This window comes from Sorangium sp. So ce327, assembly GCF_051530205.1.
In the GTDB taxonomy this organism is placed as follows: domain Bacteria; phylum Myxococcota_A; class Polyangia; order Polyangiales; family Polyangiaceae; genus Sorangium; species Sorangium cellulosum_B.
Genome location: NZ_CP150330.1, coordinates 10,671,660 through 10,698,633, shown reverse-complemented (window position 1 = coordinate 10,698,633; position 26,974 = coordinate 10,671,660). Strand labels below are relative to the sequence as shown.

Genomic DNA, 26,974 nt, shown 5'->3' with positions numbered 1-26,974 from the left:
CTGCGCGGATAGTGTTCCCCTCATTTCCACAGGCTGTCTCCTCGCGGCGACCTCCGTGCACGTCTTCGTAGATCCGCGCGTCGATGCCCACCGCAGGGGCGGCGTGGCGGTGGCGCGGGGATCACGGCCGGTACGGAGAGGGCGCGGCCGGCCGTCGCGACCGACGACGACGGCCGACACGACCGACGTTGCCCCCCGGCGGCCGACGCGACCGACGTTGCCCCCGGCGGCCGAAGCGACCGACGTTGCGTCCGACGACGCGACCGACGTTGCGCCCCACGGCGTTGCGCCCCACGGCGCCCCACGTCGACTGGAGGGCGGCGATGTCGTACGGATCGGCCGATCCCGGGCGCTTGGGGCTCGCGCTCGGCGAGTGCCCGAGGCGCTGACGGAGCGCGCCCCGCCCGCGCCGCGTCGCGCGCGGGTCCAGGCGGCTCGCCGGGGCCGAGCTCCGCCGTTTTGTTGACAGATCCGCGCAGTTCGATTGGATGGCCGCGTGTCCCCCGTGAAGCGCGCATCGACCACCCTCCACCCCACCCTGACGCTCGGCGACGCGCTGGAGCACTACGCCTCCTGGCCGAGACCCACCGTGATTGTCTCCGACGGTGCTTATGGCGTCTCCGGTTTTCCCGGCGATCCCCCGACGCACGACGGGCTCGCCGCGTGGTACGCGCCCCACGTCGCCGTCTGGTCGGAGCGCGCCTTGCCGTCCGCCACCCTCTGGTTCTGGGCGACGGAGGTCGGCTGGGCGACGGTGCACCCGCTGCTCGAGCAGCACGGCTGGGAGTACCGGACCTGCCACGTCTGGGACAAGGGAATCGCCCACATCGCGGGCAACGCGAACACCCGGACGCTGCGCAAGTTCCCCGTGGTGAGCGAGGTGTGCGTGCAGTACGTGCGCAAGGTCTTCCTGGAGAGCGCCGGCGTGCGGCTGCCCCTCAAGACCTGGCTGCGGCATGAATGGGAGCGCTCGGGCCTCCCCCTGCGCCAGACCAACGAGGCGTGCGGCGTGAAGAACGCGGCCACGAGGAAGTACTTCACCCGCTGCCACCTCTGGTATTACCCCCCGGCCTCGGCGTTCGAGCAGATCGCCGCCTTCGCGAACGCGCACGGCCGCCCCGAGGGGCGACCCTACTTCTCGGTCGATGGCAAGCGGCCGTTGACGGGCGAGGAGTGGGCTACCCTGAGAGCCAAATTCCATTGCGAGGTCGGCGTGACCAACGTCTGGCACGAGCCGGCGGTCCGCGGCCCCGAACGCTTCAAGGAGGACACCCGGTCGATCCACGGCAACCAGAAGCCCCTCAAGCTGCTCGATCGCATCATCCGCGCATCGTCCGATCCAGGCGATGTCGTCTGGGAGCCATTCGGGGGGCTCTGCTCGGTCGCGGTGGCGGCCTTCACCGCAGGGAGGCGCTGCTACAGCGCCGAGATCGCGCCCACGTACCACGCCGTCGCGTCGCGCCGCCTCGCGAAGTGCGCGCCGCAGCCGCGCGTCGAGATCTCGGCGGCCTGACGGTCGGTATCGGCCCCGCTCGTCCGCATGGTAGCCTGCTCCCCCATGGCGACGCCGAAGATCGTGACCGTGGGAGGGGGGACGGGCCATTACACGCTCCTCACCGGCCTGCGTGACCTGAGCGTCCGCATCACGGCGATCGTGACCATGATGGATTCGGGCGGGAGCTCCGGGAGGCTCCGGGACGAGTACGGACTCCTCCCGCCGGGCGACTTCACGCGTTGCCTCGTCGCCCTGTCCGAGCACCCGGAAGCGCTGAAGGAGCTGCTCGGCCACCGCTTCCGCTCGGGGAGCCTCGGCGGGCACACCCTGCGCAACCTGATATTCACCGCGGTGCAAGAGATCACAGGCTCGCTCCCCCTCACGGTCGAGCGCCTGCACGAGATCTTCTCCGTCAAGAACCGCGTCCTCCCGGTCACGATGGATCACGTCGATCTCGTGATGCACCTCGAGAACGACCGGACCATCCGCGGCGAAGCGTCGATTGACAACCTCTCCGACATGCTCGATGCGCCGGTGCTCTCGGTCTATCTGGATCCCGAGGCCCAGGCGTATCCAGCGGCGCTCGACGCGATCGCGGAGGCCGATCTCATCATCCTCGGGCCGGGAGATCTCTACACGAGCCTCGTGCCGAACCTCCTGGTCAAGGGCGTGCGAGAGGCCATCGCGGCGAGCCGCGCCCGCGCGATGTTCGTGTGCAACCTGATGACGAAGCCCAACGAGACCCCCGGCTACACGGTCGAGGACTTCGTGGGGACCATCGCCATGTACCTCGGCGAGGCCAGGCTCGACGCGGTGCTGGTCAACGACGTCTGGCCCTCCGAGGGCCTCGAGGAGTACGCCTCCGCCGGCTCCGAGCCGGTCGTGACCTCGCCGGACAAACCGCTCGCCTCCGACCTCCTCGTCCCTGCGGATCTGCTGTTCGGCGGCAAGCTGATTCGCCACGACCCGCGCAAGCTCTCGGCCGCGATCGTCTCGCTCGCCCGCCAGCGCTCGTGGTGGTGAGGCGCCGGGCCCGGCTCCGCTGGCCCGGCCCTACGCTCGACGGCCACCCGCGGCGCGCCTCCGGGACGCGGCGCTGCCGCGTCGGCCGGTGGCCTCGGGCCGGCGCGGCCGCGCACGACGATCAGGCGGTCTCCGGTGCATCGGGCAGATGAGCCGGCCGAACAGCACCGTTATGAGCGACATGGGTGAGGCAACTCACGCAACGCGTGTGCCGGGAGCAAGCTCCGTCGCGCGCGCGTCGGTCTCGGAGGCGCCGCGTGCAACCGGCGCTCCCAGCTCGCGCCGAGCGCTGGTCAGCGCTACCGATCGAGCACGAGCGTCGCCTCCGTGGGCGTGGGCGCAGCTCGCCGCATGCGAGGTTTGTGCAGACAGCCTCTCCTCCGATGCGACGATATCGGGTGAGCCGATCGAGGTGGGATCATTTGCCACGCCAGGCCAAGTTGCCTCATCGCACGCGGGCGCCCTCGCCTGCGGGCGCCCTCGCCGCTGGCGCAAGCGGCTCGCCCGCTGCCGCGCGAGCCGCGCGGGCTCACGCGTGGCTGCGCGTCGGCCGCCCCGGCGCTTGCTGCTGGTATGTGCTTCGCATGGCGCCGGGAGCTAACGCCACTTTCGTGGCTGATCATCTCAGGACGAGGTAGAGCGCTATGAGCATCAGTAACGACCAGTACACTTCGGGCGGGTACAAGAACGGGATTTACGAGGGCGGCTCGCAGGAGTCCGGCTCGCACGAGCCTGGCGCGCCGCAGACGCAGGGCGGCGAGGGCGCGGTGAGCCTCGACATGCTGCTGAAGTTCGCCAAGGACATCCAGACCAAGGTCAAGGACGTCCCGTACATCGTCCCGATCGCGATCGGCGGAGCGGCGTTCGCGATTGGCGTGCTCGCCAGCTCGAAGATCCTGCGCCAGCTCACCGTCCTCGCCGGCGGCTACGCGGTCAAGTACGCGATCCAGAACGTCCCCAGGGAGCCGATCATCGACTTTGCAAAGAAGGTCGTGTCCGACTCATTCCGGGCGTCGTCGAGGGCCTGAGCCGGAGACGCGCTGCGGCGCGCGCAGAGGCGCTCGCCCGCCTGCAGCCGTGCGTGCTCCGGTGGAAGGCAGCCCGACCTGAGATCCTACCTTCGTCGCGCCGGCGGCACACGTGCCCCCGTTTCTGGCATCATGGAGGCGGGGGTGCGGACGCGCCGCACGCGCGCGGCCGGGAGGACGTCATGGACATCCGGGAGAGCATCGAAGTCCGCTGGTTTCTACCTGCGGACGACGCTCGGGCGACGCGGCTCGTGTCGTGGTTCTCGCGTGTGTTCTCCGAAGCGCCCCGGCATGACCGCTACCGGTGTCTCCGGCGCGCCGATCTCGGGATCAAGAAGCGCGGCGGGCGGCCGAAGGGCCTGGAGGTCAAGTGTCGGGTCTGCGCCCTCGGATCCATCCATCTCTCTCCCACGGTGCTGGGTGAGCTGGAGCGGTGGACGAAGCTCACCCTCTCGTCGACGGACGCCGATGACAGCGGGTGGATGACCCTCACCAAGGAGCGTCGGGTGAGGGTGTTCGGGCTGGTGGGCGGACGCGCCGTCGAGGTGATGGACGGCGCGCACCCCGGAGCCGGGTGTGCTGTCGAGCTGACGCGCGTCGCCGTGGGGGAAGGCCAGAGCGCGGCTGCTCCGGCGGCGTGGTCGCTGGGCCTCGAAGCGTTCGGTCCGCCAGCGACCCTGCTCGAAGCGCTTTATACCGTGGGCCGCGCGGCGTTCGTGGAGGTGCCCGACCTCGGCCTCACGTCCGTTGAATCGAAGGGGTATCCGGCGTGGCTCGCCGAGCGGTGAGCGCAGGGGCTCGTCGCGCGCGATGCCCTGCTGCCTTTCTGAGCTCCAGGGAGAGTGATCGTATGATGAATGTTACTTCAGACGCCCTGCAGCTCAACACGCAGCGTAACCTCCGCGCTGCGCTCCAGCATGCGATCCGGAGCATGACCCGCCCGGAGAACCCCCCGCGCAACGGCGCTGCGACGCCCGGCGCCGGCGCCGAGACGCCCGGCCTGCTGGCGCGGGGCTGACGGCGGCGCGTCACGGGAGCTCGCCGCCGCCACAGAGCAGCGCGGCGAGCTCCTCCGTCCGCTCCGGCGTCGCGAGGTCCCCGGCTGTGACGGTGATCGCGCGGATCCCCTCGGCTCTCCAGCCGCCGTGTTCCCGCTCCGGGGCCGCCGTGATCCGGACGCGCATGAGCTCGCCGGACGCCACGACCGCGAGCTCCACGCCTTCGCCCTCCGGCCCGTCACCGCGGCGGATGGTCACCGCCACCGCGCCGCGCGCCGCGAGCGCCCGCGCGAGCCGGGCCTCCGGCGCCGCCGCTCCGCCGAGCGGGTAGAGCGCCGTGGCGAGCTCCACGGACGCGATCGCCTCGGAGGCGCGCGTCCCCGCGTCGCGCACCGCCCGCCGCAGCCGCTCCGCGCGCTCGCCGTCGCGGTCGAGCGCCGCGCGATCCGCTGGCTCGAGCCGCACCACGCAGCGCACCAGCGCGGCGCCCCCGCTCGCGACCTGCGCCGCCTCGAGCCGCGCGCGGCGGAGCATCGCCGCGCCCCGCGCGTCGCCCGACGCCTCGAGCAGGGCCGCCGCGCCGCCGAGCACCGCGTCCGGAGCCGGCCGCTCCGGCGCCGCCGGGAGGGCGGCCTCCCGGTAGATCTGGCTCCACCCGCGCCCGACGCCGGGCAGGCGCAGCACCAGCGACAGATCGGCGAGCTCCGTCTCCGGCGTGCGGACCGCGCTCGCGAACGCCTCCTTCACCGCCGCGAGGCGGCTCGGATCCGCGGTGAGCGCCGCGAACTCGGGCGCGTCGACGGCCAGCGAGAGGCGCGACGCGCTCACCTCGCGCGACCCCAGCGTCCACCGCTGGGGCGGGGCGGCGAGCGCGAGCTCCCCGCCGGCGACGAGGGCGGAGAGCCCGCGCTCGCCGCGCGCCTCGAGCAGCGCCGCGACCGCGGCCTTGAGCGCGGTCAGCGCCGGGATCACGCCCCGCCCATGCGCCCGCGCCGCGCCGTCCGCTGCTCCTCGAGCGCCGCCTCCTCGAGGGCCGCCTCGGCCTCGCGCTGCGCCTCGGCGTCGACCGCGCGTTGCCCCTGCTGGACGCGCGCGGGCTTCGCCTCGGTCGCCGCCGCCTCGGCCATCGCGACCGCCGCGTGCCGCACGTCGTCGTACGGCTTCGCGAGGTCGAAGATCACCTTGGTGTTGCCCTGGCTCAGGTTCGCCAGCGCCTCGAAGCGGCGCAGCTCCATCGCCCCGGGCGAGCGCGCGAGGATGCCCGCCGCCTCCGCGAAGTTCTTCGCGCTCTCCACGTCGGCCTCGCTCTTGATGACCACGTAGCGCCGATCGCGCTCGGCGATCGCGCCCTTCGCGAGCACCTCCTGCATCTGGGGCGGCAGCGCGATGTCCTGGAGGCCGATCATCTCCACGTGCAGGCCCCACGCGGCCGCCACCGCCTCGACCTGCGCGCGCACCTTGGCGGCGACCTCCTCGCGGTGCGCGAGCAGCTCGTCGAGCCGCGTCTCGCCCACCACGTCGCGCAGCACGACCTTCGCGCGATCCTTCATCGCGTTCTCGTAGTTCTCGACGGCCAGCGTGGCCTTCTCCGGATCGACGACGCGGTAATAGACGACCGCGTCGACCATCGTGGTCACGTTGTCGCGGGTGATCACCATCTGCTGGAGGAGATCGCGGTTCTTCATCCGCGTGTCGATGCGCCGCAGCTCCTGGATCCCCGGGAGGAACAGCGTCACCCCGGGGGATACGCGGCCGGTCAGCTTGCCGAGCGTGAAGCGCAGCGCGGCCTCCCACTGGTTGATCTGCCGCAGCCCCGACAGCAGGTAGAGCGCGGTGAACAGCCCGAGCACGGCGAGGATCAGCGACATCGCTCGCGACTCTAGCAGAGCGGATGGCGCGGGCCGCGCGTCGGCGGGCGTCCGGACGTCCGGACGTTCGCGCGCGCTCGCGGGCGCTCAGGCGCGGCTTCGACCTGGTGTCGTTGCCCGGGCGGTGTACTCTCGCTCCCTCGATGGGTGCCGAGCCGAGCCAGGCGTTGCGCGACGGCCGCTACGTGATCACGCGCGCCCTCGGCGAAGGGGCTCAGGGGCACACGCTCGAGGCCGTCGACAAGCGGCTCGGCAAGCTCGTCGCGATCAAGCGGTTCCAGATCCGCGGCGCCTCGAGCTGGAAGAGCGTGGAGCTCGCCGAGCGCGAGGCCCGGGTGCTCGCGTCGCTCTCGCACCCGAGCCTGCCAGGCTACCTCGATCATTTCGAGGAGGACGGAGCGCTCTTCCTGGTGATGGAGAAGATCGAGGGCGAGAGCCTGGGCGCGATGCGCCGTCGCCGCGCGGTGCTCGGGCGGGACGACATCCTCCGCTTCCTGCGGGACGCCTCGGGCGTGCTCGACTACCTGCACGGCCGCGCGCCGCCGGTCATCCACCGCGACATCAAGCCGAACAACGTGATCCGCCGGCCCGACGGCTCCTTCGCGATCGTCGACTTCGGCGCGGTCCGCGATCGCATGCGTCCCGAGGGCGGGAGCACCGTGGTCGGCACGTTCGGGTACATGGCGCCGGAGCAGTTCCAGGGCCGCGCGCTGCCCGCGTCGGACGTCTATGCGGTCGGCGCGACCGCGCTCTGCCTGCTCACCGGCGAGGAGCCGGAGAACCTGCCGCACCGAGGGCTCGCGATCGACGTGCCCGCTGCCCTCGGCGATCGAGCCGATCCTCGCCTCGTCCGGGCGCTCTCCGCGATGCTGGAGCCCGACCCGGACCGCCGCGCCGCGCGCATCGCTCCGCTCCTTTCGGGGCTCGAAGCGGGCGGCGCGCGCCCCGAGACGGCGCGCGCTGGCGAGCCCGCGGAGGGCTCCGCGGGGCGCGGGGCGCGCAAGGAGGAGCGGCGCACGCGCAAGGAAGAGAAGCGCGCGCGCAAGGAGGAGCGGCGCGCGCGCCGGCACGAGGGGAGCCCGTCGCTCGATCGCGGCCTTGTGGGCCTGCCGCTCGTCGCCGCGCTGTTCGGCCTCACCGTCGCGCGCATCGCCGTCGGCGTCGCGCTCGGGGTGATCGTCCCGACGGTGCTGACGCTGCTGTCCCTGGTGTTCGGCCGCGTGCTGCGCGAGAAGGCCGCGCCGAACGTGCGCAGGGCCGGGCGGGTCGCCGATCTCGCGCTGCGCCGCGCGACACGCGTCGTCCGCGGGCGCCCGGCGCCGGAGGACGCGGCCCAGCGCGGCCAGGCCGCGGCGGCGCGCGTGCGCTTCGAGGAGCAGGAGGCCCCCGGTCGATCGCGCATCCACGACGGCGACGTCCCGCTGGACGAGGAGCTCGACGAGGAGCTCGACGAGCCGGGCCGCAGCCACGCCGCCTCGCGGCCGCCGCGCGCGGGGGAGCGCTGAGCGCAGCGCGCGCTCGCGCTCCGGCGGGGCCGCGCGATCAGATGCGACCGCGCGCGGCGTCGAGCTTCAGGCGGAAGACCTCGACGATCGCCTCGGCGAAGATCCGGCGGCTCATCTTCGAGCGGCCTGCGCGGCGGTCGACGAACACGATCGGCACCTCGACCACGCGCAGCCCTTTGCGCAGCGCGCGGTAGGTCGTCTCGATCTGGAACGCGTAGCCGTTCGAGCGCACGCTGCCGAGATCGAGCGAGAGGAGCGCGCGCCGCGTGAACGCCTTGTAGCCGGTCGTGAGGTCGCGGATGCCGACGCCCAGGATGGTCCGCGCGTAGAGGGAGCCGCCCTTCGAGAGCACGTGCCGCCCGAGGCCCCAGCCCTCGACGCCGCCACCCCGCATGTTGCGCGAGCCGAGCACGACGTCGGCGCCTTGCGCGATCGCGTCGAGGAACGCTGGCAGGTGGCGCGGGTCGTGCGAGAGGTCGGCATCCATCTCGAACGCGACGTCGTAGCCGCCGTCCAGGGCGCGCTGGAAGCCCTCCAGGTAGGCCGTGCCGAGCCCGCGCTTCGCCGCCCGGTGGAGCACGCGGACGCGCCCGTCGCGCGCGGCGAGCTCGTCGCCGAGGGCGCCTGTCCCGTCGGGCGACGCGTCGTCGACGACGAGCACGTGCGCCTCCGGGGCCGCCGCGAGGACGGAGCTCACGAACTCGGCGAGGTTGTCTCGCTCGTTGTACGTCGGCGTGATGATGAGGGTTCGGGGGGCCATCCTGGCTCGGCGCCGCGCGAGCGGGCGCTCGCACGCGGGATCGTGCGCGCCGTGCAGCGTCGCGCGCCAGGTCCGCGGGCGTCCGCTCGCGCTCAGGCCTCCGCTGCGTCGGCCAGCACGGGCGCTCCGGCGCCGGGCGATCTACCAAAACGACGGCGCAGGCGGAAGGTTCCGCGGGGGCGCCGCGAGCGCCTTGTGGGTTGCCGGAGGCGTGCGCGCCGGGTACTTTCCTTTCCCGACAGGGCGGTCCGCTCTGCATCGGGCCGATAGGCCGGCGCGGCCTCGGTCAACTCACGGGGCGCGCCCCGCGCAGCACAGGCGCGGCCCCGAACATGAACAGCGCGGCACCGACGGAGACAATCATGGCAGGCGAGCACGTCGTCACCCTCACCAACGAGAATTTCGAGTCCGAGGTCATCAACTCCCCGATCCCCGTGCTCGTGGACTTCACGGCCACCTGGTGCGGGCCCTGCAAGCAGCTCGCGCCGATCGTCGCCACGATCGCCGCGGAGTCCCAGGGCACGCTGAAGGTCGGCAAGCTCGACATCGACGCGGCGCCCAAGCTCGCCCAGAAATACAACGTCCGCGCCGTTCCGACGTGCATCCTGTTCCGGGGCGGCGAGAAGGCGGGCTCGTACACCGGCGTCGCGAGCAAGGAGAAGCTCCTCCGGGAGCTCGGCGTCTGATCCGCGGCCGCGCGTGACGCCGGCCTGACAGATCCCGGCGCGGCAGAGCCCGAGCGCGCCGGCGCTCCCCTTCCCACAGACCGAAACCACCCCAAATACCGACCGAAAGCCCTCCCGGCGCGGCGCCGCTCCGGCCAGCCGGCCGCGGCCCCGCCGCCGCCGGCGCTCCACGTCGCCGGCGCCCCGCGGCTGAGGCTTTGCTTGACCGTCGCGCGCGAGGTGACTACGACTCGCGCCGGCCACTTTCCCAGGAGTTCGTGATGGCGACGAAGATCGCAATTAACGGTTTTGGGCGCATCGGACGCTGCATTGTCCGCGCGCTTTACGAGCGCGGCGTGAAGGATATCGAGCTGGTCGCCATCAACGACCTGACGGATCCGGCGACGCTCGCCCACCTCTTCCAGTACGACTCGATCCACCGCGAGTTCAAGGCGGCGAAGGTCGGTCACGGCGACAAGCACATCAGCATCGGCGATCGGAAGATCGAGGTCCTCGCGCTGAAGGATCCGGCCGAGCTGCCGTGGAAGAGCCTCGGCGTCGACATCGTCCTCGAGTGCACGGGCCTCTTCACGGACAAGGCGAAGGCCGCCGGCCACATCAACGCGGGCGCCAAGCGCGTGATCATCAGCGCGCCGGCCAAGGGCCACGACCTCACGGTCGTGATGGGCGTGAACGACGAGCTCTACGACGCGCAGAAGCACACGGTCATCTCGTGCGGCTCCTGCACGACGAACTGCCTCGCCCCCATCGCCAAGGTGATGCTCGACAACTTCGGCATCGTCCGCGGCCTGATGACGACGGTCCACTCGTACACGAACGACCAGCACCTGCTCGACATCCCGCACCGCAAGGGCGACCTGCGCCGCGCGCGCGCCGCCGCGGTCAACATGATCCCCTCGAGCACCGGCGCTGCGAAGGCGCTGTCCGAGGTCATCCCGGCGCTCAAGGGCAAGTTCGACGGGCTCGCGATCCGCGTCCCCACGGTCGACGTCTCGCTCGTGGACCTCACCCTCGAGACCGAGAAGCCGATCACGAAGGAGAGCATCCACGCCGCGATGAAGCAGGCCGCCGAGCAGGGGCCGATGAAGGACGTCCTCAACTACACCGATCGGGAGCTCGTCTCGGGCGACTTCATCGGCTCGCCCGCGTCCAGCACCTTCGACTCGACCATGACGTCGGTCCTCGGCGATCGCTTCGCGAAGATCTTCTCGTGGTACGACAACGAGTGGGGCTTCTCGAACCGCATGATCGACCTCGCGCAGCTCGTGGCGAGGAAGGGCGTCTAGCGCCGTGAAGCTCACCGGAATCCGCTCCGTCGAAGACCTCGCCGCCGCCGGGGGCGCCGCTGCCCTCAGCGGCAAGCGCGTCTTCATCCGCGTCGACTTCAACGTCCCGCTCGACAAGAAGACGGGCAAGATCACGGACGACTCGCGCATCCGCGAGGCGATCCCGACGATCAAGCTCGTCATGGAGGCGGGCGCGAAGGTGATCCTCGCGTCGCACCTCGGCCGCCCGAAGCCGGGCAAGACCGAGGGGCTCTCGCTGGAGCCGTGCGGGGGGCGGCTCAGTGAGCTCACGGGCTACGAGGTCCACCTGCCGGACGACTGTGTCGGCGACTCGCCCAAGAAGGTCATCTACGACCTCCGGGCGGGCCAGATCTGCCTCCTCGAGAACCTCCGCTTCCACGAGGAGGAGGAGAAGGACGACGAGGGGTTCGCGCGCCAGCTCGCCGAGCTCTGCGACGTCTACGTCGACGACGCCTTCGGCGCCGTGCACCGCGCCCACGCGTCGGTGCACGCGCTGCCGCGCCTCATGCGCGAGCGCGCCGCCGGCCTCCTCCTCCAGAAGGAGCTCAAGGCGCTGACCCGGCTCGTCGATCGCCCGGAGAAGCCTTACGTCGCCGTCCTCGGCGGCGCCAAGGTCTCCGACAAGATCGACGTCGTCGAGGCGCTCCTCAACGTGGTCGACACCCTGTGCATCGGCGGCGCGATGGCGAACACCTTCCTCGCCGCGCAGGGCAAGAACCTGCAGAAGAGCCGGATCGAGGAGGACAAGCTCCCGCTGGCGCGCACGATCATGAGCAAGGCGCGCGATCGGGGCATCCAGCTCCTCCTGCCCGTCGACGCCGTCGTCGCCTCGAGCATCGACGCGACGCAGGGCCAGCCCGCGTCCGTCGACGCGATCCCCGAGGGCACGATGGCGCTCGACATCGGCCCCCGCTCGATCGAGCAGTTCGGCCAGGCGATCGAGCGGGCGAAGACGGTGTTCTGGAACGGCCCGATGGGCCTCTTCGAGACGCCGGCCTTCTCCAAGGGCACGTTCGACGTCGCGCGCATCATGAGCGGCGCCTCCGGCTTCACGGTGGTCGGCGGCGGCGACAGCGCGGCGGCGGTCAAGCAGGCCGGCGAGCACATCGCCAAGGGCTTCGATCACATCTCGACCGGCGGCGGCGCTTCGCTCGAGCTCATCGAGGGCAAGCGTCTCCCGGGCGTCGAGGCGCTCCGGTCGGCCGAGGTGAGCGAGTGAAGCCCGGGAACGATGGGGGCACGTCCGCGGAGGCGGGCGCCGCCCCGCGGGCGGCCTCGCGTCGTCCGCTCATCGCCGGCAACTGGAAGATGAACGCCGGGGGCCAGGACGCATGTCCTCTCTCGGCGGCCGTCGCCAAGGCGACGCGCGAGCTCACCCGGGCCGAGGTGGTGGTCGCTCCGCCGTTCACGGCGATCGCCGCCGTGGCCCACGAGCTCGCGGAGGCGAAGAGCGAGATCGGCATCGCCGCGCAGAACATGAGCGCCGAGGTCTCCGGGGCGTTCACCGGCGAGGTCTCCTCGGGCATGCTCAAGGACGCGGGCGCGACCTGGGTGATCCTCGGGCACAGCGAGCGGCGGCAGCTGTTCGCCGAGACCGACGAGTCGGTCGCCCGGAAGGTCGCCTCGGCGATGGCCGCCGAGCTGCGCCCCATCGTCTGCGTCGGCGAGACGCTCGAGCAGCGCGATGCGGGTGAGACGCTCGCCGTTGTCGAGCGGCAGGTCCGCGCCGTCCTCGACGAGCTCGCGAAGCAGCCCGGCTTCGGCGTCATCGCCTACGAGCCGGTCTGGGCGATCGGGACGGGCAAGGTCGCGCGCGCCGAGGACGCCCAGGAGGTGCACGCGTTCATCCGCGGCCTGCTCGCGAAGGCCTCGGAGGATCTCGCGGGCGTCACGCGCATCCTCTACGGCGGCAGCGTCAAGGCCGACAACGCCGAGGCGCTGCTCGCCCAGGACGATATCGACGGCGCGCTGGTCGGCGGGGCTTCGCTCGACGCCGCTGGCTTCGCCAAGATCGTCGACGCCGCTCACCGACTGGCGGAGCGCGCGGAACAGGGGTAGATCGCAGGCCGCTCCCGTCTCGCCACGGGAGCGCCGGCCTGCCCTCTGGCCCACTTGCCCCTTGGGCCCCTCGCGCGGTCCAGACTCACCCAGCTGAAAGACGCCGATGCTTCACACGTTCCTCAACATCGTGCACGTGTTCGTCTGTCTGTTCCTGATCCTCGTCGTGCTCCTCCAGCAGGGCCGCGGGGGCGGGATGGGCTCGGCCATGGGCGGCGCGACGGCGCAGGTGTTCGGCGGCCGCGGCGCGGGCAACTTCATGACCCGCCTCACGGCCATCTGTGCCGCCGTCTTCATGGCGACGAGCGTGTCGCTCGCCTACCTCTCGTCGGCAGGCGACCGCGAGCTGCGCGAGTTCGAGAAATCCCAGGAAAAGTAGGCTCGCGTGCTAGGGCCCGCCCCCGCGCCGGGGAGGGAAGCGGGTAGGGCGCTCGACGCGAGGTCGTCCGTGGAGGCGGCGTCGGCCGCCTCCGTCCCTTTCGCGCGCGACCTTGCCCTCGTCGCCCTCGCCAAGGCGGTCGTCTCCGCCCTGGTCCTCGCGCTCGGCTTCCGGGCGGTGAGCGATGACGACTTCGCGCGCGTGGTCCTCGCGCAGGCGTGGGCCCACGCGCCCCGGCTCGACCCGACGGGGACGAGCTGGCTGCCCGTCCCTTTCTGGCTCACCGGCACGCTCTTCCGCGTCTTCGCGCCGACCCTCGAGGTCGCCCGCGCCATCGCGTTCGCCCTCGGCCTCGCTTCGGCCGCGCTCGTCCACCTCGCCGCCCGCTGGATCACCGGTGACCGCCGCGCCGCGCTCGCCGGCGCGCTGCTCGCCGGCGCCTTTCCCTGGAGCGCTTGCCTCGGCGTGGCGACGGTCCCCGAGCTGCCGACCGCCGCCCTCTCGCTGTTCGCTGTGGCGTCGCTCGTCACGCCGCCGGCCGGGCCTGCGCCCCCGGCTGGGCGCGCCCTCGTTGGCGCGGTCGCGCTCGTGCTCGCGACGCTCTCCCGCTACGAACCCTGGTCCGTCGCCGTCGCCTTCGCGGCGATGGCGCTGCTCGCCGCCGCCCGCCTCGGCCAGAGCCGCGGCGCTCAGGCGAAGCTCGCGCTCGCCGCGCTCGTCGCGCTCGCCGGGCCCGCCGCGTGGATCGCATGGAACCGCGTCGCTCACGGCGACGCGCTGCATTTCCTGGCCCGCGTCGCCTCCTACCGCAACGCGATCGGCCCGGGCGGCGACGGCTCCCTGCTGCGGCTCTTCGCGTACCCTGCCGCGATGGTCCGCGAGGAGCCGGAGCTCTTCGCGTGGCCCATCGCCATCGCCCTCGTCGCATGGCGCGCCCGCCGCGGCGCTGCGCCGGGGGCGGCGCTTCCACCGCTCCTTCGCGCGGCCCGTCCGTACGCGCTCCCCGGCGCCGTCGCCGCCTTCCAGATCGCGGCGCTCTCGCTCGCCCTCGTGCGCGACGGCGCGCCCACCCACCACCCCGAGCGAGCGACCCTCCTTGCGTTGCTCTTGCTCGCGCTCGCCGTCGGAGATCTCTCGGCGCGCGCCTTCCGGGGCGCCTCGGCCGGCGCGCGGCGCGCCCTCGGCGGCGCGCTGCTGGTGGTGCTCGCCCTCGGCGCCTTCTTCCGCCCGCACCTGCGCCGCGAGCACTTCAATCCGCGGAGGGACGAGGTCGCCATCGGCCGCGCCGCCGCGGAGCTCACGCCTCCTTCCGCGCCCCTCCTCCTCGAGGTCGCCGACTATGGCCACCTCGCGGCGCTCGCCGCCCTCGGACGACCCGAGGGGGTGCACCCCGATCGCTCGATCGATCCCCGAGATCCGCCTGTCCGCTCGAGCTTCGAGGACCCTGCCTCGCTCGCGCGCCGCGCCGCCGGCCTGGGCGCCGCCTACCTCATCGGGCGCGTCAGGCCACCGGTCATCGATTTCGCCGGCCCGCCGCTCGCGACGCGCGGCGCCTGGGGGATCTGGCCGGTGCCTCCGGCAGGCGGCGCGCTGGGGGCCTTGCCGGAGGGTGGCTCCAGGGGCCCTGCGCACCCCGTGGACGGGGCGCCATGAGCGAGCCCGCAAAGCCCTTCTTCGCGCACCCGTCTGCGTGCATCGACGAGCCCTGCGACATCGGCGAGGGGACGAAGGTGTGGCACTTCTGCCATGTCTCGGCCGGGGCGCGGATCGGCCGCGCCTGCGTCCTCGGCCAGAACGTCTTCGTCGCGGGCACCGCCGTCATCGGTGATGGCGTCCGGATCCAGAACAACGTGTCTCTTTACGACGGCACCCTGGTCGAGGACGACGTGTTCCTCGGCCCGTCCGCGGTGCTCACCAACGTCGTCAACCCGCGTGCCCCGATCGACCGCCGCGCGTTCCTCGACACGACGCGCATCCGTCGCGGCGCCACCGTGGGCGCCAATGCCACCATCGTCTGCGGCGTCACGATAGGGCGCCATGCGTTCGTCGGCGCCGGCGCCGTCGTCACGCGCGACGTGCCCGACTATGCGCTCGTCACCGGCGTGCCGGCCCGGCGTACCGGCTGGATGAGCCGCCACGGTCACAAGCTCGTCGCCTCGCGCGACGGCCTCCTGCGCTGCCCCGAGAGCGGCTTTCGCTACGAGCGTCACGGCGACATCGTCCGTTGCCTCGACCTCGACGAGGACGCGCCGCTCGCCCGGCCCCGCGCCGCGGCCACGCGCCATTACCGCGATCCCCTCTCCGCGGAGGACACCGACGGATGACCGCGCCTGTTCCCTTCTTCGATCGCGCCCGCGGTGATCTCGCCATGCAGGACGAGCTCTCCGCCGTGTTCCAGTCGGTCCTCCGGAGCGGCCACTACATCCTCGGTCCGGAGGTCGAGGCCTTCGAGTCGGAGTGCGCCGCGTACCTCGGCGTCCGGCACGCGATCGGCGTCTCTTCCGGCACCGACGCGCTGCTCGTCGCGCTGATGGCGCTCGGCGTCGGCGTGGGCGACGAGGTCGTGTGCCCCGCCTACACGTTCTTCGCGACCGCGGGCGCCATCCATCGCACCGGCGCCACGCCCGTCTTCGCGGACGTGCTCCCTCATTCGTTGAACCTCGACCCCGCCTCCGCGGCGCGCGCCCTGACGGAGCGCACCCGGGCGATCCTCGCCGTCCACCTCTTCGGCGGCTGCGCGCCCATGGACGAGCTCCTCGCGATCGCGGGCGGCCGCGGCCTGCCGGTCATCGAGGACGCGGCCCAGGCGTTCGGCGCCGAGCGCGGCGGCCGCCGCGCCGGGGCGCTCGGGCTCATGGGGTGCTTCTCGTTCTTCCCGACCAAGAACCTCGGCGGCTTCGGCGATGGCGGGCTCGTGACCACCGATCACGACGAGCTCGCGGAGCGCGTCCGGACGCTCAGGGCGCAGGGCGCTCGGAAGAAGCACCATCACACCTGCGTCGGCGGCAACTTCCGGCTCGACGCGCTCCAGGCGGCGCTCCTCCGGCGCAAGCTCCCGCGGCTCGGCGCGCTCCTCGAGCGGCGGCGCGAGCACGCCGCGCGGTATGCCGCGCTGCTCGGCGGGCGAGATCTGCCCCTCGCGCTGCCGGACGCCGGCGCTGCGGGGCGCACGTTCAATCAGTATGTGATTCGCCTGAAGGATGCCTCTCTGCGCGATCCGCTGCGGAGCTCGCTCGCGGAGCGGGGCATCGGCACCGAGATCTATTATCCCGCGCCGCTCCACCTCCAGCCCTGCTTCGCGCGCCTTGGCCCGCCGGAGGGCTCCCTTCCGGTCGCAGAGGCGGCGGCGCGCGACACGCTCGCGCTCCCCATCTTTCCCGAGCTCACGGGCGACGAGGTCGCACGCGTGGCGGCCACTATCGCCTCGTTCTTCGGTTGAGCCGGGCGCCTCGGCGCGGCGGCGTCAAGACACCTCGGCTGCACCTCGGCTGCACCTCGCGTCGAGCGCGGCGCGCGTGCGCCATGGCGCCGGGCTCCGGCTTGCCGGATCGCGTGAGCGGGTGCTAGCGTGCGCCGCGCTGACGATGTTGCCGGCTCGCGCCATCACCCCGACGCCTTCCAGCGATCACCTCGCGCTGGGGGTCTCGGTACGGGAGCGGGCTCCGGCGGTCTCGACCGTGCACCACGTCGACGCCGACGGCACGGTCTGGGCGAGCCAGGGGCGCGTCGTGCTGCGCCGCGCCCGCGGCGTCGGCGCGTTCGAGCCGTTTTGCCGGTTTCCCGCGGCGATGCCGCGTGACGCCATGGCCTTCCAGCGCCTGCTCGTCCGGGCGGCGCGCGCCGACAAGTGCAATGTGTACCGCACGTCGCGCGGCGTCGTCATCGGGGTTCGCGCGGGGACGATCTACCGGCTCGAGGAGGGGCGCGATCCGGCGCCGCTGGGCGCGATCGCTGGCGACTGCGTCCTGCACCGCGGGATCGCGGAGGACCCTCTCGGCGCTGCGTACCTCGGCGAGTACACGAGGAACGAGCGCCGTGGATCGGTGCGCGTTCACCGGGTCGCCCCTGACGGCGACCGCGTCGAGGTAGCCCACGAGTTCTCCGCGGGGTCGGTGCGGCATGTTCATGGCATCTTCGCCGACCCGTTCGACGTCGGCGCGGCGTGGGTGACCACCGGTGATCTCGACGGCGAGTGCTACCTGTGGCGAACGCGCGACTGGTTCCGCACGATCGAGAGGTTCGGGGACGGCACGCAGCGCTGGCGCGCCGTGCAGCTGTTCTTCACCGCGGACCACGTGTGCTGGTTGACCGACTCCGAGGTGACGCAGAACCATGCATGCCGCGCCGATCGACGCACGCTCGCCCTCGAGGTGGGCTGTGCGATCCCCGCCTCGGCGTGGCACGGGGCCCAGCTCCCCGGTCCGGTGCTCATCGCGCTCACGGTCGTCGAGCGCGGCGCCGGGGTTCACCGCGATACGGCGGCCGTCCTCGCGAGCCGCGACGGGATCACCTGGCGGGAGCTCGCCTGCTTCCGCAAGGATCGATGGAGTCCCTACTGGTTGTTCAAGAACGGTGTCCTCACGCTGCCGTCTGGGCACCTGCGTCAGGACGATCTCTGGTTGAGCGGAGAGGCGCTCGTGGGCCTCGACGGGAGCAGCGTGCGTATCGCGATCGACGGAGGATTGCCGTGACCCTGCGCGATCGCGTGCTGGCGGGCGTCCGCGCCGCCGCGGTGTGGCTCGATGATCCCGCCCGGGGGCGCGAGCGCCGGAGCCGCCTCGAGGCCGCGCTGCGACGGGCTGCGTCCGGGGTGACCCGCGCCGCGCCGGCGCGCGCCGAGGGCGCCCTCCGCCCGGCGCTGGAGCAGCGCCGGTGGCGCGCCGGCGCGTGCGCCGACATCGAGGCGGCGCTCGCCGCGGGCGACGCTCGGGGAGCCGAGGAGCTCGAGCGGCTGCTTCGTCATGTCGAGCTGCGTCGCGGCGACGCCTTGGCGGAGATCGAGCCGCCGCAGGATCGCGCCGGCGTCGCGCGTGAGCGCGCCGCGGTCTGCTCGCTGCTCGCGCGGCAGGCGCCAGCGCGCCGCGACTGGCGGCTGCTCAACGCCGCCCTCAAGCTCGCGGATCGGTTCGCGCCGGGGATGTCGTGGCGGGTCGGACCCGAGGTCGCCGCGGACTGGGCCGCGGCGCTCCGTGACGTCGAATCCGCCCTTGCGGAGCTGGAGTTGCAATGCGCATCGCGCTCCTAGCGCCCGTGCATACAAGCATGTACGCGCGGCTGCTCGCGTGGCGGCTCGGTCGCACCGACGGCATCGAGCTGACCGACGTCCTGCTGCGAGCGCCTTACCAGCTCGACCGGCTCCGCGACGAGCTTCGCCTCACCACGCCCGGCCGCGTGCTCGCCAAGGTCACCGGCAAGGTCCTGGTCGGCAGCCTCTCGTCCCCCCGCGAGGGGGAGCGATCGGTGCGGGACATCGCCGCCGAGGAGGGGCTCCCCGGGGCGTCCCTGCGAGACGTCGCTGCGGCGATCGGCGCGCGGTTCCACGTGGTCCAGAACCACAACGACGAGCGGTCGCTCGCCGCGCTCCGGGCCGCCGCGCCCGACCTGATCGTGTTCGCGGGCGGCGGCCTGCTTCGCGCCCCGCTGCTGGCGATTCCCAGGATCGGTGTCCTCAACGCCCATGCGGGCGTCTTGCCCAGGTACCGTGGCATGGACGTCGCGCTGTGGCCCTTCCTCGAGGACGGCCCGCCCGAGCTCGGGGTCACCGTGCACCTCATCGACACGGGCGTCGACACCGGGCCCATCGTGCTGGTCGAGCGGTTCGCGCTCGAGCCCGGAGACGACCACCCGGCCGTGATGAGGCGCGTCGAGCGCGTCGGGCTCGAGCTCATGTGTCGCGCGGTGCGCGGCCTGCGCGACGGGACCTTGACGCCTGCGCCCCAGGCCGCCGACGCGGGGCGCCAGCATTTCGTGCTGCACCCCGCGATCTCGGCGATCGCGGCGCGGCGGCTCCGGGCGCTCGCCCGCTGATCACGCCCCCGCATCGCACGCGCGCCGCCGGCTCCTCGGCTGCGAGATCTCCCCTCGCCGGGGCCCCGGGTCGATGACCCGCCGCGCGCCCTCATCCGGCGGCTCCTTCGCGCGGCGCTCCGCGAGCGGTGAACCCGATCTCCGGAGCGTACAATCGACGCGTGAAGGCGAGGATTCATGAGATCGGTTCATCAATCGACCCCTCCGAGGCCGCGCACGCGCTGCAGCTCCTGGTCGCGATCGCGGATCTGCGCTCGTTCTCCGCGGCGGCCGAGCGGCTGGGTCTCACGCCCTCGGCGGTGAGCAAGGCCGTCTCCCGCGCCGAGGCTCGGCTCGGCGTGCAGCTCGTGCAGCGCACGACGCGACGGGTCTCGCTGACCGATCTCGGCGAAGCGTACGTCGCGCGCGGCCGGCAGCTCCTCGCCGACGTCGAGTCGCTCGAGCGCGACATCGCCGCGCGCGACCAGGCGGTGCGCGGTCCGCTGCGCGTCGCGGCGCCCGCGGTCTACGGCGCGTGCCGCGTCGCCCCGCTCTGCGCGCGCTTCCAGGCCGAGCACCCGGGCGTCACCGTGGATCTCCGCTGCGGCGATCGGCTCGCCGATCTGGTCGAGGAGCGCATCGACGTCGCGGTGCGCATGCTCTCCGCGCTCCCGGCCGAGCTCGTCGCGCGGCCGCTCGAGGACGATCGGCGCGGGCTCTACGCGAGCCCGGGCTACCTCCGCCGCCACCGCGCGCCGCGCGGCGCGGCGGAGCTCGGATCACACGCCGGGCTCCGCTACGGCGCGGGCGGCGCGTCGCACGTCGCCTTCCGCCTCGTCGAGCCCGGCGGCGCCGCGGCGACGGCGCGCTTGCCCGCGGTCTTCTCCAGCGACAGCGTCCTCGCCGTGCTCGAGGCGACGCGCGCCGGCCTCGGCCTGGCCGAGCTGCCCGCGTACCTCGCCGCGCCCGACGTCGCCGCGGGCAGCCTGCGCGAGGTGCTCGCCGGGTGGCTCCCGGTGCGCCGCCAGGTCGTCGCGGTGTACCTCCCGTCGCGCTTCCTGCCCGCGCGGGTGCGCGCGTTCGTCGACCACCTCGCCGGCGCCCTCCGCGCGCCCGGCCGCGCGCGGCGCTGACGGCGGACGGCGGCGCGGGCAAACCGGGAATCTCGCTGTGGCGGTGCTGCCCACGGGGCCGGGCCGCGCGACCCTGCCTGTGCTAGACGTGCGCGCCATGAGCGTCGAGGTTGGCATCGTCGGACTGCCCAACGTGGGCAAGAGCACCCTGTTCAATGCGCTGACGGCCGCCAAGGCCGAGGCGCAGAATTACCCCTTCTGCACGATCGAGCCCAACGTCGGCGCCGTCCCTGTCCCCGACGACCGGCTCACGACGCTCGCGAAGTTCATCAAGACCGAGAAGATCATCCCCGCCATGGTGCAGGTGGTCGACATCGCCGGGCTCGTGCGCGGCGCGAGCACGGGCGAGGGGCTCGGGAACAAATTCCTTAGTCATATCCGTGAGGTAGACGCCATCCTCCACGTCGTCCGCTGCTTCACGCTCGCCGACGTCGTGCACGTCGACGGCGGGGTCGACCCGCTCCGCGACATCGACACCATCGAGACGGAGCTGATGCTGGCCGACCTCGGATCCCTCGAGGGGATGCTGGAGCGCACGCGGAAGCAGGCCAAGGGCGACAAGGAGCTCCTCCCGAAGATCGCGCTCATGGAGAAGTGCCTCGAGGCGCTCCAGGCCGGCAAGCCCGTCCGCGGGCTCTCCTTCGACGACGAGCAGCGGAAGGTCGTGAAGACGTTCGGCCTGATCACGGCGAAGAAGGTCCTCTACGTGGCGAACGTCGACGAGTCCGACGTCTCCGGCACGGGCCCGCTCGCGGCGAAGGTGCGCGAGCGCGCCGCCTCCGAGGGCAGCGGCGTCGTGCCGGTCTGCAGCAAGCTCGAGGCGGAGCTGAACGAGCTCGCGCCCGACGAGCGCAAGGAGATGCTCGAGAGCCTCGGCATGAAGGAGCCGGCGCTCTCGACGCTCGCGCGCGAGGCCTACCGGCTGCTCGGCCTCCAGAGCTACTACACGGCCGGTCCCAAGGAGATCCGCGCCTGGACGATCCCGATCGGCTGCACGGCCCCGCAGGCCGCGGGGGTCATCCACAGCGATTTCGAGAAGGGCTTCATCCGGGCGGAGGTCTACAGGGTGGACGACCTCGTCGAGCACAGGACCGAGGCCGCCATCCGCGCGGCAGGCAAGCTGCGCGTCGAGGGCAAGACGTACGTCTTCCAGGACGCCGACGTCGCGCACTTCCTCTTCAACGTCTGACCGTCCGTCCCACGAGCGCGCCCGCCGCCGTCGCTCTCCCCGAGGGCGCCTGGTGCGCCCCTGCTTCGCGGGCGGCGCGGCACCGCCGTTGCTCCTCCGGCGTTCGCGCAGGCGCGGTGTGCCGGCCACGACCGCCGGCGCTCCGCGGACCTCGCGCTTCTCGGACGGAGGCAGGACGGTGCCCAGGGCGAGCGTCGGCGCGTGGTGTGTGCTGGTTCTCCTCTCCTCGTGGGGGAGCGCCGCGGCGGGCTGCGTCGCGGCTGCCACCGACGTCCCGCCCGAGGAGGCGGGCGCCCCGGACCCGGGCGGCGGCGCGGCGCGCGTGCCTCTTCCGCCCGCGCCGTGCGACGTGCCGCGCGGGTTCTCGGAGGGCGCGCCGCCCCGCTTTCCTGCGGTGCCCGCGCCGGCCATCGGCCACAGGCCATCTGCGGAGCCCGGCGACGACGTCTTCGGCCGCTTCCTGCGATCCACCGTCGTCTTCTGTGGGCCCGACGAAGAGCCGTATTTCCTTCGCTATCGCTTTTACCTCACTGGCCCGTTCTCGGGCCGCTGGCTGCGCCCGCCGCTGGTCCAGCCGCTCTGACCGCGCCCCACTGCCCAGCCCGCCTGGCGGCCGTGGCGATCGCCGTTCGTCGCCGTTCGTCGTCGTTCTCCGCCCGATGGCCGCGCCGCCCCGTCCGGTTTTTTGACCCCCTGGATCCGCTCGGCTACCTCCTGCGCCTTCACGAGACGAAAGGACGATCATTTGGGCGCACTCAAAGGATCCATCTCATTCTCGAAGTTCTATGTCCGCGGCGAGCTCACCGAGGGGTTCCGCGACAGGTTCGTCGAGCGAATCCAGCTCCGCGCGTTCCGGCCGCTCACGGTCGAAGAGGACGCGGAGCAGCGCGCCGGGTGGTGCTCCATCGAGAATCCGCTCGATTGCGAGCTCGATCACGGCAAGATCTTCTTCAACTCGTACATCAACCTCGGCCTCAGGACCGATCGCTGGCAGGTGCCCTCGGCGCTCTTCAAGGCGCATTTCGCCGAGGCGGAGCGGGAGCACCTCGCGAAGCGAGGGCGCGAGAAGCTCGGGCGGCGCGAGAAGGAGGAGCTCCGTGCCGTCGTGTCGAGGAAGCTCCGCGCGCAGCTCATGCCGGTGATGAAGGTCGTGGATCTGTCCTGGAACCTGGAGGCCGGCGTCGTCCGGTTCTGGAACCAGTCGCCGCGCGCGCACGAGGGGCTCTCGGAGCTCTTCGAAGAGACCTTCGAGCTCGATCTCGTGCCGGAGAGCCCGTACACGGCCGCCCGTGAGCTCGGCTTGTCGGCCGAGCAGCTGGCCGCCTTCGAGCTGCTCAAGCCCACGGTCTTCCACGCTGAATCCACCCTTCGAGGTGCCCTGTGAGCCTCGCTGAGCTGATCGAGCAGCGCCGGTTCGTCGGCCGCGAATTCCTTGTCTGGCTCTGGTTCGAGAGCGAGCTCTTTGAGGGCCGCTTCTCCCTGGACGCCCTCGGCGTCTGCGAGCTCTGGCTCGAGGGGCAGATCACGCTCGTCCAGGAGAAGGAGCAGAGCCGGCTCAAGGGCGCGGCGCCGAGCAGCGCCCCCGAGGCCCACGAGGCGCTGCGCCAGGGCAAGCTCCCGTCGCACGCGCGCGTCCGCGTCACGCGCGGAGAGCTCGAGTATGCCTTCCTGTTCAACGCCGACGCGTTCTCGCTCTCGGGCGTGAAGATCCCGAGCGTCGTCAAGGACGCCGCGGACGAGCAGTTCTACGAGCGCATGTACCTCATCGAGGAGCTCGAGACGCTCTTCACCGCGCTCTACGGCGAGTTCCTCGCGCTCCGCCTCGGCGCCGCCTGGGAGTCCGGGGTGGCGCCGTTCATCCGCACCTGGGTCCGGGGCGAGCCCGTCGACACGGCCGCGTACCAGAAGCTCCGGGGCAAGCTCGCGCCCGTCCGCGGCGCGGCGAGGTCGAGGACGACCCCGCCGCCGGCGGCGAGGCCCGAGCGCGCGGCGCGCGTCGTCGCCTGAGCGCGCCGGCCGCCGTGCGCCGGCCACGCCGCGCAGGGCCGGCGCGCTCGCGCCGCCACGTCTACTTCACCTTGTCATAGGCCTGTCTCGCCGTCGCGAGGTGCTCCCGGAGCAGCGGCAGCCCCGTGGCGGCGAAGCGCTTCACGCCGGCGTCCTTCGCCTCCTTCGCGGCCTCCTCGAACTCCTCGACGCCGTCCTCGTGGTCGCGAGCATGGGCGAGCGGGTGATCGCCTCCGGCTGGAAGGGCGAAAGGCTCCCGAGAACTGGGCCCCGGCCGATCGCTCCATCTACGGTTGGCGCCTGTGGTCGGCGAGTTCTTCAAGCGCCTCACGAACGGCGTCGTCTTCCTCCTCGCCGCCCTGACCTTCTTCCTCGTCCCCATCGGCAGGAAGACGGCCGCGCAGCACCTCGTCGCGATCGTCTCGACGCCGCCGGCCAGGGAGGCCGCCTCGGCCTTCGCCCACATCGCCCGGCGCATCGCCACCGAGGCGAGCACCGAGCTGGACAAGCTCCGCCGCCCGCCGCCCTCGCAGCGCGAGCCGAAGCCGGCGACCGCGAAGGTGAGGCCGCCGCCGTAGCCGTCCCTGCCGTCGTTGCGGGTTGATCGCGCTGGTCGGCGCGCGCCGGGGGCTCAGCCCTTGCGCGGATCCTTCACGTTCGGGTGCTCGTTGTAGAAAGCGTCGAGGCTCTCGCGGGAGATCTCCGCCTCGATATCGCCGTCTTTCAAGATCTTCGCCTGACAGCCGAGGCGGCTCGTCGACCGGACGTCGAAGGCCTTGTCGAGGATGTCCTCCTCGTCCTCCTCGGCCTCGCTGAGGAGCTCGCGCCCCTTCGTGACGTAGACGTGGCAGGTGGAGCACGCGCAGACGCCGCCGCACGCGTCGCCCTCGGGCGCGCCCACGGACTTCGACGCCTGGAGGACGGACGAGCCCACCGGGGCCTCGACCTCCCACGCGCGTCCGTGCGCCAGAAATCGGACCTTGGCCATCAGCTCCTCCTCGCCTCGACGCCGGCCTTCGCCGCGCCAGCGCCGCCCGCCTCGACCTGCGTGTGGCTCGCGTCGTCCCCGCCGTGCTCGGCCAGGTGCGCGTCCACGCCCTTCGCCGCGGCGACCTTCGCCTCGACGTCCTCGACCTGCTTGCCCGCGATCGCCCTGGCCACGGCGCGGTCCATCCGCCGCCCCGCCCACCCGTGCGTCGCCTCGTCGAGCGCCTCCGTGCGCGCCAGGATCAGCCCCGGCTTGTCCCCGCGGATCGCCGCGTCGAGGCCCTTCAGCGCGCCCTCGATCGCCTCGCGCTCGCCGGGCTCGAGCAGATCGGCGTCCGCGGAGAGCGCCTTGCGCGTCGCCATCGCCACGCGCTCGCCCTCGACCCGCGCCTCGACGAGCCGGCGCTTGAGAAGGTCCTCCTCGCCGTGGTCCAGCGCCGCGAGGAGCATGTCCTCGACCTCCTCGTCGGTCAGCCCGTAGCTCGGCTTGACCTCGACCTTCTGCTCGACCCCCGTCGTCTGCTCGCGCGCGGTCACGCCGAGCAAGCCATCGGCGTCCACGCGGAACGTCACCTCGAGCCGCGCCATGCCCGCGGGCATCGGCGGGATCCCCTTGAGCACGAAGCGCGCGAGCGAACGGCAGTCGGCGGCGAGCTCCCGCTCGCCCTGCACGATGTGCAGATCGAACCCGGTCTGGTGGTCCGCGTAGGTCGTGAAGGTCTGCCGCGCCCCCGCCGGGATCGTCGTGTTCCTCGGCAGGATCTTCTCGGCGACGCCGCCCATCGTCTCGATGCCGAGCGACAGCGGCAGCACGTCGAGCAGGAGCACCTCGTCCGCGCGATCCATCGAGCCGGCCAGGATGTCGGCCTGGATGGCGGCGCCCAGCGCGACGACCTCCTCCGGATCGATGTCCTTGAGCGGCTCCTTGCCGAAGAGGCGCGCCACGTAGTCGCGCACGTGGGGCACGCGCGTCGCGCCGCCCACGAGGATCACGCCGTCGATGTCCGCGGCCTGGACGCCCGCGTCGCGGAGCGCGCGGCGGCACGCGACGCCCGTGCGGTCCAGGAGCGGCGTGATGAGCGCGTTCAGCTCGTCGCGGGTCACGGTGACCAGCTTCGACGCCGGGCCGCCGGTCGCCTCGGCCGCCTGCACGGGCAGCTCGATCTCGATCTGCGTCGCGTCGGTCAGCGCGTGCTTGATGCTGCGGGCGGTGTCGAGCGCGAGCCGCACCACCTCGGGCGTGCGCCGCGTCGCGCCCATCTCCTCGAGCAGCCGCTCCGCGAGCGCCCTGTCCATGTCGTCGCCGCCGAGCGAGCTGTCGCCCCCCGTGGACTTCACCTGGAAGACCCCGTTGTCGAGCAGGAGGACGGTGACGTCGAACGTCCCGCCGCCGAGGTCGTACACGGCGAACAGGCCGTTCTGCTGCTTGTCGAGCCCGTACGCGAGCGCCGCGGCGGTCGGCTCGTTGAGCAGGCGCAGCACCTCCAGCCCGGCCAGCCGGCCGGCGTCCTTGGTCGCCTGTCGCTGGGCGTCGTCGAAGTACGCCGGCACCGTGATCACCGCGCCGCCCACGGAGCGGAGCTCGCGCTCCGCCGAGGTGCGGAGCTCCCTCAAGATCTCCGCTGACACCTCGACGGGCGTCACGACCGCGTCCCGCACCTTGAAGCGCACGCTCTTCGCGTCCTCGGGGCCCTTCGGCTCCGCGAACTCGTACGGCCCGAGCCGCCGCGTCTCCGGATCGTCCGCGCCGCGGCCCATGAAGCGCTTCACGCTGACGATGGTCTCGCGGGGGTGGCTCTGCGCGAGCCGCCGCGCGCTGTCGCCCACGACCGCGCGGCCGCGCTCGTCGTAGTGCACGACCGATGGCACCAGCCGCTCTCCATTGCAGTCGTCGATGACCACCGGGCGGCCGTCGCGCACGCGGGCGACGAGCGAGTTCGTCGTCCCGAGATCGATGCCGATCGGGCTGGGCCTTGCCTTGGGGTCGAAAATTTCGAGGAGGGTCATTTCAAATCTGCGAGCTCTTCTTCGATGGCGCTCACTTCTTCGAGGAACCGCCGGATGTAGCGGAGCTCGCTGAGCAAGGCGAGCACGCCATGCAGCTGCTCCGGATCATCCCCTGCGGCGGTGAAGGCGCCCTGGATCGCCGTGAGGGTCGCCTGCTCGCGCGCGAGCATCGCCTCGCCGAGCCGCACGATCCGCGCGGGGTCGCGCCCCTTCGCCGCCTCGGCGAGCTCTTCGCGCGACTCCATCATCTCCATGAGCAGGGCGGGGGAGGCCTTCTGCTCGCCCTCCTCGCCCCGCGCGACCCCGGCGCGCTGGAGCAGCGCCTCGGCCCGGCGGATCGGATCCCTGAGCACGCGCAGGGCGTCGTTCGCCTCGATCGCGCGGCCGAGCGCGAGCCGGCGCTCGGCCGCGGGGGCGCCCGCGTAGCGATCGGGGTGGAGCGCGCGCGAGAGATCGCGGTGGCGCTGCTCGAGGGCGCGCAGGTCGAGGTCGAACCGCGGCTCGACGCCCAGGGTATCGAAGGGATCGGTCATGGCGT

29 protein-coding genes are annotated in these 26,974 nt (G+C 72.6%); 22 read left to right on the top strand and 7 right to left on the bottom strand.

Annotation, left to right across the window (positions count from 1 at the left end; all coding sequences use genetic code 11):
- Positions 1–754 precede the first annotated feature (754 nt).
- The 4 genes from WME95_RS40060 to WME95_RS40045 all read left to right on the top strand — a co-directional run bounded on the left by WME95_RS40060 (position 755) and on the right by WME95_RS40045 (position 4,334).
- Positions 755–1,513 carry a DNA methyltransferase gene (locus WME95_RS40060; RefSeq protein WP_437911075.1) on the top strand — a complete coding sequence of 253 codons (759 nt, stop codon included), beginning with the start codon at positions 755–757 and terminating at the stop codon, positions 1,511–1,513.
- A 45-nt stretch (positions 1,514–1,558) separates the two neighbouring features.
- Positions 1,559–2,518: a gluconeogenesis factor YvcK family protein gene (locus WME95_RS40055; RefSeq protein WP_437545299.1), complete on the top strand. Its 960-nt coding sequence runs from the start codon at positions 1,559–1,561 to the stop codon at positions 2,516–2,518.
- Between the two features lie 644 nt (positions 2,519–3,162).
- Positions 3,163–3,546: a hypothetical protein gene (locus WME95_RS40050; protein ID WP_437545297.1), complete on the top strand. Its 384-nt coding sequence runs from the start codon at positions 3,163–3,165 to the stop codon at positions 3,544–3,546.
- Positions 3,547–3,728: 182 nt separating this feature from the next.
- The gene (locus WME95_RS40045) at positions 3,729–4,334 is read left to right on the top strand and encodes a hypothetical protein (RefSeq protein WP_437904546.1); all 606 of its coding nucleotides are present in this window, start codon (positions 3,729–3,731) and stop codon (positions 4,332–4,334) included.
- A gap of 240 nt (positions 4,335–4,574) precedes the next feature.
- On the opposite strand, the gene WME95_RS40040 is transcribed toward WME95_RS40045, so the two are convergent.
- The gene (locus WME95_RS40040) at positions 4,575–5,516 is read right to left on the bottom strand and encodes a hypothetical protein (RefSeq protein ID WP_437904545.1); all 942 of its coding nucleotides are present in this window, start codon (positions 5,514–5,516) and stop codon (positions 4,575–4,577) included.
- On the bottom strand, positions 5,513–6,412 hold the full coding sequence (locus tag WME95_RS40035) for an SPFH domain-containing protein (RefSeq protein ID WP_437904544.1): 900 nt from the start codon (positions 6,410–6,412) through the stop codon (positions 5,513–5,515). Before WME95_RS40035 ends, WME95_RS40040 begins: the two co-directional genes overlap by 4 nt.
- Positions 6,413–6,555: 143 nt before the next feature.
- Between WME95_RS40035 and WME95_RS40030 the strand changes: the two genes are divergently transcribed.
- Positions 6,556–7,917, top strand: coding sequence for a serine/threonine protein kinase (locus WME95_RS40030; RefSeq protein WP_437904543.1), 1,362 nt, complete (start codon positions 6,556–6,558; stop codon positions 7,915–7,917).
- 37 nt (positions 7,918–7,954) lie between these two features.
- Here WME95_RS40030 and WME95_RS40025 read toward each other — a convergent pair whose 3' ends face one another.
- The gene (locus WME95_RS40025) at positions 7,955–8,677 is read right to left on the bottom strand and encodes a polyprenol monophosphomannose synthase (protein WP_437904542.1); all 723 of its coding nucleotides are present in this window, start codon (positions 8,675–8,677) and stop codon (positions 7,955–7,957) included.
- A gap of 362 nt (positions 8,678–9,039) precedes the next feature.
- On the opposite strand from WME95_RS40025, the gene trxA reads away from it, so the two are divergent.
- The 16 genes from trxA to WME95_RS39945 all read left to right on the top strand — a co-directional run bounded on the left by trxA (position 9,040) and on the right by WME95_RS39945 (position 23,442).
- Positions 9,040–9,363, top strand: coding sequence for a thioredoxin (trxA, locus tag WME95_RS40020; protein ID WP_437545284.1), 324 nt, complete (start codon positions 9,040–9,042; stop codon positions 9,361–9,363).
- A 260-nt stretch (positions 9,364–9,623) separates the two neighbouring features.
- The gene (gap, locus tag WME95_RS40015) at positions 9,624–10,649 is read left to right on the top strand and encodes a type I glyceraldehyde-3-phosphate dehydrogenase (protein WP_272102749.1); all 1,026 of its coding nucleotides are present in this window, start codon (positions 9,624–9,626) and stop codon (positions 10,647–10,649) included.
- A gap of 4 nt (positions 10,650–10,653) precedes the next feature.
- Positions 10,654–11,889: a phosphoglycerate kinase gene (locus WME95_RS40010; protein ID WP_437904541.1), complete on the top strand. Its 1,236-nt coding sequence runs from the start codon at positions 10,654–10,656 to the stop codon at positions 11,887–11,889.
- A complete protein-coding gene (gene tpiA / locus WME95_RS40005; RefSeq protein ID WP_437904540.1) occupies positions 11,886–12,728 on the top strand; it encodes a triose-phosphate isomerase in 843 nt (280 codons plus the stop codon). The genes WME95_RS40010 and tpiA overlap by 4 nt, the downstream gene beginning before the upstream one ends.
- Before the next feature lie 106 nt (positions 12,729–12,834).
- Complete coding sequence (gene secG, locus WME95_RS40000; RefSeq protein ID WP_104985237.1) at positions 12,835–13,107, top strand: preprotein translocase subunit SecG; 273 nt, start codon at positions 12,835–12,837, stop codon at positions 13,105–13,107.
- A gap of 6 nt (positions 13,108–13,113) precedes the next feature.
- Entirely contained in the window at positions 13,114–14,760 is a 1,647-nt protein-coding gene (locus tag WME95_RS39995; protein WP_437904539.1) for a hypothetical protein, read from the top strand.
- Positions 14,757–15,431: an acyltransferase gene (locus WME95_RS39990; RefSeq protein WP_437904538.1), complete on the top strand. Its 675-nt coding sequence runs from the start codon at positions 14,757–14,759 to the stop codon at positions 15,429–15,431. Before WME95_RS39995 ends, WME95_RS39990 begins: the two co-directional genes overlap by 4 nt.
- The gene (locus WME95_RS39985) at positions 15,428–16,546 is read left to right on the top strand and encodes a DegT/DnrJ/EryC1/StrS family aminotransferase (RefSeq protein WP_437904537.1); all 1,119 of its coding nucleotides are present in this window, start codon (positions 15,428–15,430) and stop codon (positions 16,544–16,546) included. The genes WME95_RS39990 and WME95_RS39985 overlap by 4 nt, the downstream gene beginning before the upstream one ends.
- A 145-nt stretch (positions 16,547–16,691) precedes the next feature.
- Positions 16,692–17,798 carry a hypothetical protein gene (locus WME95_RS39980; protein ID WP_437904536.1) on the top strand — a complete coding sequence of 369 codons (1,107 nt, stop codon included), beginning with the start codon at positions 16,692–16,694 and terminating at the stop codon, positions 17,796–17,798.
- Positions 17,795–18,352, top strand: a complete 558-nt coding sequence (locus WME95_RS39975; RefSeq protein ID WP_437545269.1) for a hypothetical protein — start codon at positions 17,795–17,797, stop codon at positions 18,350–18,352. The genes WME95_RS39980 and WME95_RS39975 overlap by 4 nt, the downstream gene beginning before the upstream one ends.
- 17 nt (positions 18,353–18,369) lie before the next feature.
- A complete protein-coding gene (locus WME95_RS39970; RefSeq protein ID WP_437904535.1) occupies positions 18,370–19,134 on the top strand; it encodes a formyl transferase in 765 nt (254 codons plus the stop codon).
- A gap of 161 nt (positions 19,135–19,295) precedes the next feature.
- Positions 19,296–20,246: a LysR family transcriptional regulator gene (locus WME95_RS39965; RefSeq protein ID WP_437904534.1), complete on the top strand. Its 951-nt coding sequence runs from the start codon at positions 19,296–19,298 to the stop codon at positions 20,244–20,246.
- A 97-nt stretch (positions 20,247–20,343) separates the two neighbouring features.
- Positions 20,344–21,435 (top strand): redox-regulated ATPase YchF, encoded by a 1,092-nt coding sequence (ychF, locus tag WME95_RS39960; RefSeq protein ID WP_437545263.1) that lies wholly within the window; start codon positions 20,344–20,346, stop codon positions 21,433–21,435.
- A 118-nt stretch (positions 21,436–21,553) separates the two neighbouring features.
- Positions 21,554–22,018, top strand: a complete 465-nt coding sequence (locus WME95_RS39955) for a hypothetical protein (RefSeq protein ID WP_437904533.1) — start codon at positions 21,554–21,556, stop codon at positions 22,016–22,018.
- 162 nt (positions 22,019–22,180) lie between these two features.
- On the top strand, positions 22,181–22,819 hold the full coding sequence (locus WME95_RS39950) for a hypothetical protein (RefSeq protein WP_437904532.1): 639 nt from the start codon (positions 22,181–22,183) through the stop codon (positions 22,817–22,819).
- Positions 22,816–23,442 (top strand): hypothetical protein, encoded by a 627-nt coding sequence (locus tag WME95_RS39945; RefSeq protein ID WP_437545257.1) that lies wholly within the window; start codon positions 22,816–22,818, stop codon positions 23,440–23,442. Before WME95_RS39950 ends, WME95_RS39945 begins: the two co-directional genes overlap by 4 nt.
- Positions 23,443–23,503: 61 nt before the next feature.
- On the opposite strand, the gene WME95_RS39940 is transcribed toward WME95_RS39945, so the two are convergent.
- Complete coding sequence (locus tag WME95_RS39940) at positions 23,504–23,764, bottom strand: DUF4142 domain-containing protein (protein WP_437904531.1); 261 nt, start codon at positions 23,762–23,764, stop codon at positions 23,504–23,506.
- Here WME95_RS39940 and WME95_RS39935 point away from each other — a divergent pair.
- Positions 23,745–24,020, top strand: coding sequence for a hypothetical protein (locus tag WME95_RS39935; protein WP_437741649.1), 276 nt, complete (start codon positions 23,745–23,747; stop codon positions 24,018–24,020). The genes WME95_RS39940 and WME95_RS39935 overlap by 20 nt on opposite strands.
- 53 nt (positions 24,021–24,073) lie before the next feature.
- Here WME95_RS39935 and WME95_RS39930 read toward each other — a convergent pair whose 3' ends face one another.
- From WME95_RS39930 to hscB, 3 genes are read right to left on the bottom strand one after another with little or no spacing between them, the layout of a single operon-like run.
- Complete coding sequence (locus tag WME95_RS39930) at positions 24,074–24,430, bottom strand: 2Fe-2S iron-sulfur cluster-binding protein (RefSeq protein ID WP_437295123.1); 357 nt, start codon at positions 24,428–24,430, stop codon at positions 24,074–24,076.
- On the bottom strand, positions 24,430–26,436 hold the full coding sequence (gene hscA / locus WME95_RS39925) for a Fe-S protein assembly chaperone HscA (RefSeq protein ID WP_437904530.1): 2,007 nt from the start codon (positions 26,434–26,436) through the stop codon (positions 24,430–24,432). Before hscA ends, WME95_RS39930 begins: the two co-directional genes overlap by 1 nt.
- A complete protein-coding gene (gene hscB, locus WME95_RS39920; protein ID WP_437904529.1) occupies positions 26,433–26,969 on the bottom strand; it encodes a Fe-S protein assembly co-chaperone HscB in 537 nt (178 codons plus the stop codon). Before hscB ends, hscA begins: the two co-directional genes overlap by 4 nt.
- Between the last annotated feature and the right edge of the window lie 5 nt (positions 26,970–26,974).